The 11391-nt window shown below is 57.7% G+C and carries 12 protein-coding genes; 7 read left to right on the forward strand and 5 right to left on the reverse strand.

The annotated features are described in order from the left end of the window. The first annotated feature begins 45 nt into the window (after positions 1 to 45). From ACYSMN_RS08410 to ACYSMN_RS08420, 3 genes are all read left to right on the forward strand, one after another. Positions 46 to 759 (forward strand): DUF421 domain-containing protein, encoded by a 714-nt coding sequence (locus ACYSMN_RS08410; RefSeq protein ID WP_488923418.1) that lies wholly within the window; start codon positions 46 to 48, stop codon positions 757 to 759. Between the two features lie 156 nt (positions 760 to 915). Next, positions 916 to 1389 (forward strand): T9SS type A sorting domain-containing protein, encoded by a 474-nt coding sequence (locus ACYSMN_RS08415; RefSeq protein ID WP_488923419.1) that lies wholly within the window; start codon positions 916 to 918, stop codon positions 1387 to 1389. Positions 1390 to 1545: 156 nt separating this feature from the next. Then, entirely contained in the window at positions 1546 to 2430 is an 885-nt protein-coding gene (locus ACYSMN_RS08420) for an alpha/beta hydrolase family protein (RefSeq protein WP_488923420.1), read from the forward strand. A gap of 139 nt (positions 2431 to 2569) precedes the next feature. Here ACYSMN_RS08420 and ACYSMN_RS08425 read toward each other — a convergent pair whose 3' ends face one another. Continuing rightward, positions 2570 to 3265 (reverse strand): alpha/beta hydrolase, encoded by a 696-nt coding sequence (locus ACYSMN_RS08425; RefSeq protein ID WP_488923421.1) that lies wholly within the window; start codon positions 3263 to 3265, stop codon positions 2570 to 2572. 308 nt (positions 3266 to 3573) lie between these two features. Then, the gene (locus tag ACYSMN_RS08430) at positions 3574 to 4761 is read right to left on the reverse strand and encodes a serine hydrolase domain-containing protein (RefSeq protein WP_488923422.1); all 1188 of its coding nucleotides are present in this window, start codon (positions 4759 to 4761) and stop codon (positions 3574 to 3576) included. Between the two features lie 280 nt (positions 4762 to 5041). Here ACYSMN_RS08430 and serA point away from each other — a divergent pair, with 280 nt between their 5' ends. The 4 genes from serA (at position 5042) to ACYSMN_RS08450 (ending at position 8808) form a co-directional block, all read left to right on the forward strand. After that, positions 5042 to 6943, forward strand: coding sequence for a phosphoglycerate dehydrogenase (gene serA / locus ACYSMN_RS08435; protein ID WP_488923423.1), 1902 nt, complete (start codon positions 5042 to 5044; stop codon positions 6941 to 6943). A gap of 38 nt (positions 6944 to 6981) precedes the next feature. After that, complete coding sequence (locus ACYSMN_RS08440) at positions 6982 to 7569, forward strand: hypothetical protein (RefSeq protein ID WP_488923424.1); 588 nt, start codon at positions 6982 to 6984, stop codon at positions 7567 to 7569. Positions 7570 to 7580: 11 nt separating this feature from the next. After that, positions 7581 to 8465: a nucleotidyl transferase AbiEii/AbiGii toxin family protein gene (locus ACYSMN_RS08445; RefSeq protein WP_488923425.1), complete on the forward strand. Its 885-nt coding sequence runs from the start codon at positions 7581 to 7583 to the stop codon at positions 8463 to 8465. A gap of 97 nt (positions 8466 to 8562) precedes the next feature. Next, positions 8563 to 8808, forward strand: a complete 246-nt coding sequence (locus ACYSMN_RS08450; protein ID WP_488923426.1) for a hypothetical protein — start codon at positions 8563 to 8565, stop codon at positions 8806 to 8808. A gap of 1003 nt (positions 8809 to 9811) precedes the next feature. Here ACYSMN_RS08450 and ACYSMN_RS08455 read toward each other — a convergent pair. The 3 genes from ACYSMN_RS08455 to ACYSMN_RS08465 form a co-directional block, all read right to left on the reverse strand. Then, positions 9812 to 10039, reverse strand: coding sequence for a hypothetical protein (locus tag ACYSMN_RS08455; RefSeq protein WP_488923427.1), 228 nt, complete (start codon positions 10037 to 10039; stop codon positions 9812 to 9814). Positions 10040 to 10153: 114 nt separating this feature from the next. Continuing rightward, positions 10154 to 10825: a hypothetical protein gene (locus tag ACYSMN_RS08460; protein ID WP_488923428.1), complete on the reverse strand. Its 672-nt coding sequence runs from the start codon at positions 10823 to 10825 to the stop codon at positions 10154 to 10156. An 84-nt stretch (positions 10826 to 10909) separates the two neighbouring features. Then, entirely contained in the window at positions 10910 to 11266 is a 357-nt protein-coding gene (locus tag ACYSMN_RS08465) for a helix-turn-helix domain-containing protein (RefSeq protein WP_488923429.1), read from the reverse strand. Positions 11267 to 11391: the final 125 nt, after the last annotated feature.

Here is an 11391-nt window from a genome sequence, read left to right on the forward strand (position 1 = left end):
ACCATTGCTTATCGCGTTAGGGTGAAAAACCCTAGTGTTCAGCCCATGCTCCTCGCTGCTCCCATAGACCCATTCGACTGGCAACGCGTCTTATGGACCGACGATGCGCCGCCACTGTTTCTAGTGGAAGTGGCTTTTCGCTGTCTTATCACTTATCTGCTGGTTATTGGGGCCCTGCGCATTACGGGGCGGCGCGGGGTGCGGCAGTTATCTATTTTCGAGCTGAGCATTATCCTGGCCCTGGGGTCCGCCGCCGGCGATGCTATGTTCTACCACGATGTAGCGCTGCTGCACGTGGTGGTGGTGTTCGTGATGGTGACGGGCTTGTACTTGCTCTTCAACCGCCTGACCGAGAAGTTTCCCCGCTTCAGCGACTGGCTGGAAGGCGCGCCCGTGCTGCTCATCGAAGACGGCCAGGTGCAGATGCAAAACTTCAACAATCAGAATTTAACCCAAAAAGAGCTATTCGGGGAGCTGCGGCAATTTCAAGTTGAACACCTCGGCCAGGTGCGCCGCGCCTACATCGAGGCCACTGGCAACGTGAGCGTCTACTTTTTCGACGACTTGGACGTGCGCCCCGGCCTGCCTATCTGGCCCGAACGGCTGCAACAAGCCCAGCGCCGCGTAGCAACGGCCGGCTCCTACACCTGCGCGCAATGCGGCCACGTGCAACAGCTAGCCCCCGACAGCCAAGCCGCGTGCAGCGTGTGCGGCCACGATGCTTGGCTGCCCGCCTGCGATGCCAAGCGCATCAGCTGAGGCCTGCGTTCCGGTGGCTACGCTGATAGTCGCTAGGAAGAGTTGAGTTGACAGTGGTTTTGAAAAGTCGCCTCCTGTTTGGCAAGTCCGAAATAGTACAATCCGCAGCTTAGATCCTATTGTTCGGTTAAACGCGTATTGACAGGTCTGTATACTTTGTTTTTCCAGCCTGGACGCCAAATCACTGCCAGTGGAGTAGCGATACGCGAAACCAACGCTGTGTGCAAGCCCGGCAGCAGCACCGCAGCTGCCGGGACTAATCTGCTGCCTACCACCGACCTGGCCGGCAACCCGCGCGTGGTGGGTGCGCTGCCCGATCTGGGCGCTTACGAGTTCAGCCAGCCGCTGGCCACCACGGCTGCCAGCCCGGTTTCCGTCACGCTGACGAGTTTTCCCAACCCTTTCACGGCTCATACCACGCTGCGTTATAGCCTGGCCCGCGCTGGCGCCGTGCACCTAGAGGTGCTAGACGCGCTAGGCCGCCGCGTAGCTCTGTTAGTGGATCAGCCGCAAGCTGCTGGTTCGCACGAGGTAGGTTTCGAGGTTCCCAACCACGCCGCTGGACTTTACTACGTGCGCCTGATTTGTCCGGAAGAAAGTGCCACGCGCGAGTTGCTCCGTTTACGGTAACTGTTTATGGTCTTTTAAATGAGGGGGATATTCCGCGCACTTAGGCCGGGGCGTGCAAAGCCGGGGTGGCTCTGCACGCCCCGTTCGAGCTTTTGCGCCGTAATAGTGCATTTTCTCGTATGTTTGGCCCCACCATTCATTTGAGACCATCTATATATGAGGCGACTTGGCCTGCTGTTGCTTGTCTTTCTTGGTATTTGGCTGAGTGGGTCCGCACCGACACAGACTACTGCACCGCCTGCTCTTGCACTCGCCACGGGTCAGCGCCTCCACTACGGGCCCGATTCCTTGCAGTATGGGGAGTTGCGCCTGCCAACAGGGCGCGGGCCATTTCCGGTGGTGGTGCTCGTGCATGGCGGCTGCTGGCTGGCGCAGTACGACTTGCACACCCTGGATTCTATTAGCCTGGCTCTCACCCGGGCGGGCTATGCCACCTGGAATCTGGAGTATCGGCGGGTGGGTAATGAGGGCGGTGGATGGCCGGGCACGTTCCAGGACGTAGGCATGGGCACCGATTTCGTCCGAGACTTAGCCAAGAAACATCCGTTGCTGCCCGACCAAGTGGTGGTGCTAGGTCACTCTGCTGGGGCCCAGTTGGCGCTGTGGCTGGCGGCGCGCCCGCAAATACTGCAAACCAGCCCGCTTTATCAGCCCAGTCCGTTGAAATTGCAAGGTGTGGTGAGTCTGGCTGGGATTATGGACCTGGCCAGCTACGCCACCGACCCCGGTAGCTGCAACGCTGCCGTTGCTCGGTTTTTGGGTGGCCAGCCGGTCCAAGTGCCAGAGCGGTACGCGGCGGCCTCGCCCACCCATCTGCTGCCCTTGCGGGTGCCTCTGCGGCTCATGCAAGGCACTGAAGATTCCATAGTGCCAGCGCGTCAATCCCGGGACTTTGCCCGCCTCGCCCAGGCTGCCGGCGACGATGTGCGGTTGTTAAAGCTACCCAAGGTGGGCCACTTCGAAATACTCAATACCACCCCCGCCCTATGGACGGCAGTGGACCAAACCATGCGGGAGTTGCTACCTATTAAGGCCCGGTAAGAGCGGAAAACGGGAGATATGAGACCTTTATTCACTTATCAGACTCTTACAGAAGCTATTGGGTGCGTTCCTTTTTGCCTGACCGCGTAAAGCCGATAACAGAGGAAAAAATATTTACCCAGGCCTGCACCAGCATGGCTTATACTGACTCCTGCGTTTGACTAGCGGCGGTTAGCTGCTGAAGGAGCCACCGTACCACATCGGCGTCTACTTGCTCACGGCACTCGTCGAGCCCGTGCCGACAACCCTCGTAGAGCAGGATTTCCTTGGGCTCCTTGGCGCGGGCATAGATGTTGCGCGAACAGGCGTCGGAGAGGATTTCATCGGCGGTGCCGTGTAGCACGAGCAGCGGGCGTGGGCTTACTTGCGGGGCCAGGTCGGTGCCGTAGGTTTGGCTGCTCATGGCTACCACCGCCGTGACTTCCTCGCTCAGCGCACCGGCACTCACTACCACAGCGCCGCCAAAAGAATGCCCCACCAGCGCAATAGCGCCGTAGCCTCGCTCTTGCACTAGATACTGCACACTCAGCAAGGTGTCCAGCACGCAGTCTTCAAGGTGGTTTGGCTTGCGGTAGTGCAAGCGCAACGAAGCAACACTCTTTGTAGCCAATTGCCGGGCTAGGCGTGGATACATGCCCCAGGCAGGTCCATCGAGGCCCCCGCCCGCACCACCTACCCATATTACCGCCGCCGCTCCTGCCTCGGCCGGATGCAAGCGCGCCATCATCTGGCCGGCGTTGGTTTGCAGCAGCAGCGTCTCTACGCCGCCTTCTTCAATGCTTTGAATTGTTGCTTCTTCCAAGATAAATTCTCGTTGCCGTTTCTGCTGTGCCATGCCGTGTGTTGCTGATTTGCGCCTATCCGGTGTACTGCCACCGCCAGAAATGGATATGGCGGAGGTTGAAACCCGCTGCCGCACAATCAACTACTCCCACGATGTAAAACGGCCACCTGCGAGCCCCAGCGGGGCGACATATCGGTAGAAAAGAAGACCATAACACTAGATGAAGCCCCAGCGGGGCGACACCTGGCTTCCCGCGTGTCGCCCCGCTGGGGCTTTTGTTCTTCTTGTCTGATGGCGGAGCTACTAATATACCGCCCCGCTGGGGCTCGCAGGTGGCGCAAGCCGCCAGGGCGGAGCGGCTACTTCTCAACGTAGTTGTAGGGCACGTAGTTTTCCCAGCGCCAGGGTGTGGCGGTGTCGCCGAGGAGCTTTTCCAGCAGCTCTTTGAAGATTTTGTCGGCGTTGGAGCTGTTGCTCAGCAGCAGCAAGCCCTTCTTCTGGTCGGCAAAAACGACGCTGTGGTTTTCCCAGCCATCATCGTGGCCCTCCTTGAAATAGGCGTGGCCGTACTGGGGTGAGTCCAGGGTGCCCCAGCCGAGGCCGTAGCCTAGCTTGATGGTGCGGTTGCTGTCGGGTGCCGCCACCGTAGCCAGCGGGCCGAACTGGCTTTTGTAGGGAATGCGCACCTGCGTGCGCGTCATCTCCTGCCGCGTAGCCCCCGATAGTATCCGGCCCTGCATCAGGGCGGCCAGGAAAGCGGCGTAGTCGGCGGGGGTGGTTTCGAGGGAGCCGGCGGCCTGGGCTTTGCTGCGGCGGCGTTTCTGTAGCGGCTGCCCTTGCTCATCGTAGCCAATGGCGTAGTTCTGTTCGAAGGCGGGCTGCCACACGTAGCTGGTGCGCGTTAGTTTCAGGGGCTTGAACAGCCGCTCTTCACTGAGTTGAGCCAAGCCTTGCCCAGTAATGGTTTCTACCACCAGCTGCAAGAGTTGCAGCCCTTCGCCGGAATACCAGTACTGGGCGCCGGGCGCGAACTTGAAGCGCAGCTTCTCATCCGGGTCCAGCCAGCGCCAGTTGGGCAGGCCGGTGGTGTGGGTGAGGGCCATGCGGGCCGTAAGCAGCCGCCACCGCTCGTCGCCGGCCAGACTCTGGTAGTCCTCGTACTCCGGCAGCGGCTTGCTTAGGTATTGATACAGCGGCTTGTCGAGGTCCAGGCGCTTTTCCTGCACCAGCTGCATCACGAGGCAGGCAAACACGGCTTTGCTGAGCGAGGCTCCGTACATGGCCGTTTGCGGCTCCAGCGGAGCCGCCTTGCTCAGGTCGCGCGAGCCGTACGTACGCAGGTAACGCACCTGGTTGTCTTCGAGCAAAGCCAGCGCCAGCCCCGGTACTTTGGCCGAGTCCATGAGCTGCCGCACGGTCCGGTCGATGTCGGCGGGCAGCAGGCGTCGCCCGTCCAGGGTACGGAAGGCGGTTTTCTGGGCGGCAGCGGGTCCTACTACGGTTACTAAGCTTATGCACAGGCCCACCCAAAGCGTGAAGTGTCTCATCGGGAGGCAGTTGAAATTCCGGGTCCAAGGAAAGGATTTCCGTCCGATATTGCTCCGCGGTAAGGGTAAGCTAACTCTGACTTACCGCACATCTCCAGTCGGTGTACCCTTGTTGTCGTTAGGCTCCCCCTCTCCCTTTGGAGAGGGGGCCGGGGGGTGAGGCCCGGCGCTAGAACGAAGCGGTACACCGACCGGAGAAGTGCTATAACTCCCTCTGCAAGCCCGAATAGCTATTCTTTTATGCGCCCCTCACCCGATTCTGCCCTACCTTGCTTCCGCTATGCCCGACCTACAGCAGCCGCTTCCCTACCTCATTATCGACTTCGACAGCACCTTCACGCAGGTGGAAGGTCTTGATGAATTAGCCGACATTGCCCTCACCGGTCACCCCGACCGCGAAAAGGTGGTGGGCGACATCCGCGCCCTCACGGACCGGGGCATGAGCGGGGAGCTGAATTTTTCGGAGTCCTTGAAGCAGCGACTGGCGTTGCTGCCGGCGCGGCGGGAACATTTGCCGCTGCTTGTGGAACGGCTGCGGGGTAAGGTGTCGGAGAGCATAGCTCGCAACCGCGCTTTCTTCGAGCAGTTCCGGGGGCGGGTCTACATCGTGAGCAGCGGCTTCCGGGAATTTATCGAGCCCGTGGTGGCCGAATACGGCATTGCTGCCGACTTCGTGCTGGCCAATACCTTCACCTTCGCCCCCGACGGCCGCATCACCGGCTTCGACACCAACAACATTCTGAGCCGCGACGGGGGCAAAATCGAGCAGCTCCGCCAGCTCGACCTCGCCGGCGACGTGTACGTGCTCGGTGATGGCTACACCGACTACCAGATCCGCGAGGCTGGCCTGGCCAACCGCTTCTACGCCTTCACCGAAAACGTAACCCGCGACGCCGTAGTGGCCCGCGCCGACGAGGTGCTGCCTACTTTCGACGAATTTCTCTACCAGAACAAGCTTCCGATGACGCTCTCCTATCCTAAGAACCGCATCCGCGTCCTTCTCCTCGAAAACCCCGATCCGCGCGCCGCCGAGCTGTTCCGGCAGGAAGGCTACCAGGTAGACACCGTGCCTGGCGGCCTCGACGAGGACGAATTGGTGGCGCAGATTGAGGGTGTGAGCATCCTTGGCATCCGTTCCAAAACGCAGGTGACGCAGCGCGTGCTCGACGCCGCCAACCGCCTCATTGCGGTGGGCGCCTTCTGTATCGGCACCAACCAGATTGACCTCACGGGCTGCATGAAAAAGGGCGTGGCCGTGTTCAATGCGCCGTTCAGCAACACCCGCTCGGTGGTAGAGCTGGCCCTGGGCGAAATCATCGTGCTGGCCCGTCGCATCCCCGAAAAAAACCCCAAGATGCACCGCGGCGAGTGGGATAAGTCTGCCAAAGGTTCGTTTGAAATCCGGGGCAAGAAGCTCGGCATCGTCGGCTACGGCAACATTGGCTCGCAGCTCTCGGTGGTGGCCGAAGCCGTGGGTATGCAGGTGCTGTACTACGACGTGGCCGAAAAGCTTCAGCTCGGCAACGCCGTGAAGTGCCGCACGCTCCAGGAACTACTCCAGCAAGCCGACATCGTGACCCTGCACGTGGACGGACGCGCGGCCAACACCAACCTCATCGGAGCCGCCGAGCTGGCCATGATGAAGCCCGGCGCCATCCTGCTCAACAACGCCCGCGGCCACGTGGTAGACGTGCCAGCCCTGGCTGCCGTGCTCCGCTCAGGCCACCTCGGCGGCGCCGCCATCGACGTATTTCCCTACGAACCCAAAACCAACCACGAAAGCTTCGAGAGCGAGCTGCGCGGCCTGCCCAACGTGCTGCTCACGCCTCATATCGGGGGCAGCACGGCCGAGGCGCAGCGCAACATCGCGGAGTTCGTGCCGGAGCGAATTATGCAGTACGTGAACACCGGCAACACGCAGCAGAGCGTCAATTTCCCCAATATTCAACTGCCCGAGCAGCAGGCGCACCGCCTCATTCACATCCACGCTAACGTGCCCGGCGTGCTGGCCCGCATCAACAACGTGCTGGCCGCCCACCACGTCAACATCCTGGGCCAGTACCTCAAAACCAACGAGCACATCGGCTACGTCATCACCGACATCGACAAAGAATACGAGCAAGAGGTGATTGGCGAGCTGCGCAAAGTGGAACACACTATTAAGTTTCGGGTGCTGTATTAGGGTAGTAGCGGCAGATTCTCAACCAGAAAAGGTTTGGTATGTATCCGTTTGAAATTCATATCACCGTTGAAGCGTTGCCAGTTACTCGGCTGGCCTCGTTTGTGGAAATCTGCCAGCAGTTGCAAGCCAAGCCGCTACTTATAGAGCTGGCGCGGGGTGCGGTGGCTACGCAGCTCATGCTGAGCAAAGTGGTGCAGCGGCAGAGCCTGGAAGAAGCTTTAGCCATTGCCACCGCGGATGCGGCGTTTTTTGGGGTACACGAATTACCAGCAACCCGAATCAAGATTGAAACCGCGCCTCAGTACAGTCATTTGGCGCCACTGCGGGAAGACTCCGCGCATCTTCCTTATTTCGAATGGCATGGCAAGGTGGCCTATGAGCGGGCCGATGCGCTGCTGGCGCTGTGTGTGGCCCACAAGGCTCATCTGTCTCGCAACGCGCTCAAAGACCAGGCAAACACCCGTTTTATTACGTTGCGGGAGTTTGGGGATGTCGGCGTTTTTCGGGCCCGCGTAGCGGCACTGACGGCTGCTCTACACCAGCACTGGCCGCTACTCAAGCAGGAGTCGGAATGCTGCCTCTATGATACCAACACGGCCCTCGACGTGGGGTGGCTGCCGCAATAAGCTCTTTTTCTATGCCCCTGTCCGACGCCCAAACCCTCGAAATCCTGGCTTACGAAGCTTTCATTCGCCGTGCGGCGGAGCTGGATATGCCGTTTATGCTGAAGGGCAGCTACGTTACCCGGCAGTACTTCGAAAACCTCACCGACCGTATGCCTAACGACTTGGACTGGGTATACATGAACCGCGTGGAAAGTGCCGAAGATGCTAAAACGCTCTTCGATGGCTGGGCTACTCGCGCTACGGAGCTGTGGCAGAACGACGGGGTGGTGTTCCGTAGTTTCAGCCAAAATGCCTTCTGGCGCATGATAGAATACGCCATGGATGATGATTTTCCGACTATCAACACCGATTTGCTGTGCTGGGTGAACGGCGAGAAATTCGAAGGATTCTCCATGGATGTCTCGTTCAATCTGCCGCTGGACGTACCAAGCGTGCCCCTGCTGTACCGTCCGCTCCAAGGCGAGCCTTTCATCATTCCGAACACTACGCCGCTTGCTTTGCAGGTAGCCTGGAAGCTGCATCAGTCCCTCGTCCGGCCCCGCTTCAAAGATTTGTTCGACCTGCTGTATCTGCTCAAGCACGCAGATTTTGATGAAGCCGCCCGCTTGCAGGCCGTGGAAGCCCTACGAAAGGAATGTCGCGCCGACAAAACGGACATAGCAAAGCTGCAATGGCTGGTAACTGGTAATTTGGAGCCGCTGTACTTTAGCGCTTCTGTGACGGAAGCCTGGCAGGTGTGGCGGCACGGCCGCTCATCTTCCAATAACTGGCTTCCATACATTGACCGCGTTGAATCCATCACAAATCCCGAAGCTGTGCCGGAAACTCTGCCGGAATTTCAAGCGCAACTTAAAGCGGCATTTGCCCAAGCCGGATTTGTTCCCACGTCTTACTAACCGTCCGCTTTCTGAGGTTCACACTTCGGCCGGACAGTTGGCCCATCACAAACGAAATAAGTAGTCTGTTCACTCACTCACGTTAATCACCTGGTTTATGGCTCAGCAAGAACAAGCCGTTGTATTCGACACGTATCCCGTCAGCGCACAATTTAAAGGCGTGCTCGGAGCCGATTCGCCCGTTATGGCTTTCCTAAAGGATGGGTGGAAAATCGTCAGCGTAACGCAGTCGGTAAGTACTGTACCTAACCTCGGAGGGCTGTTTTCCAGTAGCACGGCGGGCGTCGTAACGGGTCTGCTCCACCTGACCTTCGTAGTAGAGCGGCCTGTGGCCACCAATTAGGACTCGGAGACATAAAACCTGTTGCCACCCTTTGAGAAGGTGCCGCCTATAGTAGAGAAAGTTGAGAATACTGGCTTTAAAGAGGCAAGTTCTCTAGGTCGCGTAAATCCTGTGGCCGGCCCGTAACACGCTTTGTTTCGCGCAAGGCGTGCAGCCCAACGTACCGCACCGGGACATCCGCAAATGCTATTTCCAAGCTGCCAGTCAGGCAATCATCGAAACTCACGCCGGGTATCTGCGTCATCAAATCTATCCAAGCCTCACCGGAGGCAAAAGAAAGGAAGTTGGGCACCGTGGTGAAATCCGCTTCTGCAAACTCTCCGTTGTCGTAGCCAAAACGAGCCAGCGCTCGAACGGCGCGTTGCGCATTAGCGGCGGTTTGATAGTATCGTCTGTAACGGCATCAAACTGCCATTCAACAGTGTGGCAACGTTCCACCCCAATTCTAGATAAAAATCGCTGTGTAGTAGATTTATCTGCTGCAAGCGCGGTAAGAGAGGCTGAGCAATATCCAGTATAGCCTGAAGAAGTAATTTTTTGCGATTTTTTATTATGAAATCAAACTACTTCTTGGATGATCTCCAGACGAAAAAATATATAAAACCTGCTGCTAGTAAAGGAATACATAGGAAGAAAACCAAGAAATATTCTGCTCTATTATAAGCTCCATATATATCTGGTCCTGGCCACATGCGAAACCCAATAAAAGCCAGAAAACATGCGATGCAGACCCCTACAGGTTTCAATTCAGATTTGCGCCATTTGTAAAACAGAAAAAATAATGATGCTGCATAAAGTAGCGCAACTATTAATATTTTAAGCAGTATTACTGTGTTAGTTATGGCAGATCCTTCGTCAAGTAATAGTAATGCATACATAAGAACAGAGTATTAATATGGGAGCTTTAAACAGTTTTGAGTAATAGAGCCGGGAGAAGCTGTATCGGGTTGGCTTGGGTAATACAGTAAGTTATGTTCAAGGGAGAGAGCCTACCACTACGTATTCAACCTTTTCCTCGTGGAATAGGCGAAGTAGATTTAAGTACTCGTCTTCCATCGATGAGGGAATTATTCCGGGGCGGATTGGCTGGATTTGCCTCATAAATAGCCCGGGCCTGCCGGTTCAGCTTTACGGCCAAACTCAACCGCTCATACGGCGTTAGGCTCCAGTAGTAGCGGCGCTGCGCCTCCTCTGCTTCGGCTTTGTGGCGGGTTTTGATGATGGGCGACATACAAGCAACGCGTAATATTCGGTACACAAGATACGGCCACCAAATAAAGCCGGCGGCACCAGAGTATACGTTCTTCGTTTCGGTTGAGGGAAATTCCTTTCCGCAGCCACTTCCTTACTCGCCAGCTTCGTTCTCTTTGCCGTCATATTTCTCGAACGACACGCGGCCGAAGTCCCGGACGGTTTTCACCCGGGTTTCCACTTTCTCGGGCTCGGCGGCGTGAAAACTATCGCCACCCTCGCGGTGCAGGTACCACGTCTTCTCCGAGGGCGCGTATTTGAACGTGGTGATGTGCGTCCAGCGCCACCCGCTGCCACCGTAGTGCTCCACGGAAAAGAACCCGTTTTTGATGGTAATTCCCTGATACGGGTCCCCCATCATGCCGCCGCAGCTGGAGCACATTACCACGTGGTCGTTGCGGCCGGCTAGCTGGTAGCGGTGGTCGGGCTGGCCTAGCAATAGCAGCAGCGGCCGGTTGAGCGTGTCGCCCGCCATGGTCGTGTCGGCGTCTAGTGCTTGCAGTACCAGCACCTTATCCGCAAACGCGTCCTTGTTCAGGTCGCCGTTGGTCGTATCCAGCAGTTTGTAGCCCGCCGGAATAAAGGGTGCCAACTGCTGCACGGAGTCGGGTGTGGAGCTAGGTGCGGCCGCCGCGATGGTGCGGCCGGGCTTCGGCGCTACTGCGGGCGCCGAAGCCTCCGCGGGCTGCTTGGGTGGGTTTTGGCACGCCTGGAGGCTGGCCCAGAGAAGTAGGCCCAAAGCAAAGCGGTAGTAGTTTTTGGTCACGGCACAAAGCTAGGTTGAGGCGCTAAAATAGCAGTCTTCTCGTGCTTTACGGCCGAGTTTTGGCGAAAGTCTGGGCGGCTAATCTCAGTTGGCGCGGTCGGCTAGCAGGGCGTTGTAGCGCTGAATCATCTCGGCGTAGAGCCCATACACGTAGAGCAGCTTGTCCTTGCAGTCGTCGAGGCTATCGAGCTGGTAGGGCGCAATGGGCTCGGCCACCAGCGTAGTAGCGGCGGGAGCGGCCAGTTCCTTGAAATCCTGCGCGAAGTCGTAGTGAATGAGCTGCCCGACGCGCTTGATAAAGTCGAAGCTCAAGTTGGGGTCGTCGAAACGACGGTACAGCGTGGGCCGGCTGATGCCTAGCGCCCGGTGGAGCTGGCTCAGCTTCATTCCACTTTTCGCTACGGCCGCGGCCACGACTTCACCGCGGTGTTGCATAGTCATATCCTGTCAGAGTTGAGTGAGACAAAAGTGGCAAGATTGTGTCCGCGCCGTAGTTCCAAATATTTGTCACTTTTATGTCAATACTTGCTATATTTGATTCATATTTGTAACAAATAGTTATCAAA

The organism is Hymenobacter sp. M1-2, assembly GCF_057808495.1.

Excerpts from the sequence above, each read along its gene's own strand:
- ACYSMN_RS08445 (WP_488923425.1), top strand. The coding sequence starts at position 7,581 with ATGCCCCTGTCCGACGCCCAAACCCTCGAAATCCTGGCTTACGAAGCT.
- ACYSMN_RS08430 (WP_488923422.1), bottom strand. The coding sequence starts at position 4,761 with ATGAGACACTTCACGCTTTGGGTGGGCCTGTGCATAAGCTTAGTAACC.
- ACYSMN_RS08425 (WP_488923421.1), bottom strand. The coding sequence starts at position 3,265 with ATGGCACAGCAGAAACGGCAACGAGAATTTATCTTGGAAGAAGCAACA.
- ACYSMN_RS08455 (WP_488923427.1), bottom strand. The coding sequence starts at position 10,039 with ATGTCGCCCATCATCAAAACCCGCCACAAAGCCGAAGCAGAGGAGGCG.
- ACYSMN_RS08420 (WP_488923420.1), top strand. The coding sequence starts at position 1,546 with ATGAGGCGACTTGGCCTGCTGTTGCTTGTCTTTCTTGGTATTTGGCTG.
- ACYSMN_RS08450 (WP_488923426.1), top strand. The coding sequence starts at position 8,563 with ATGGCTCAGCAAGAACAAGCCGTTGTATTCGACACGTATCCCGTCAGC.
- serA (WP_488923423.1), top strand. The coding sequence starts at position 5,042 with ATGCCCGACCTACAGCAGCCGCTTCCCTACCTCATTATCGACTTCGAC.
- ACYSMN_RS08410 (WP_488923418.1), top strand. The coding sequence starts at position 46 with ATGCTCCTCGCTGCTCCCATAGACCCATTCGACTGGCAACGCGTCTTA.
- ACYSMN_RS08465 (WP_488923429.1), bottom strand. The coding sequence starts at position 11,266 with ATGACTATGCAACACCGCGGTGAAGTCGTGGCCGCGGCCGTAGCGAAA.
- ACYSMN_RS08440 (WP_488923424.1), top strand. The coding sequence starts at position 6,982 with ATGTATCCGTTTGAAATTCATATCACCGTTGAAGCGTTGCCAGTTACT.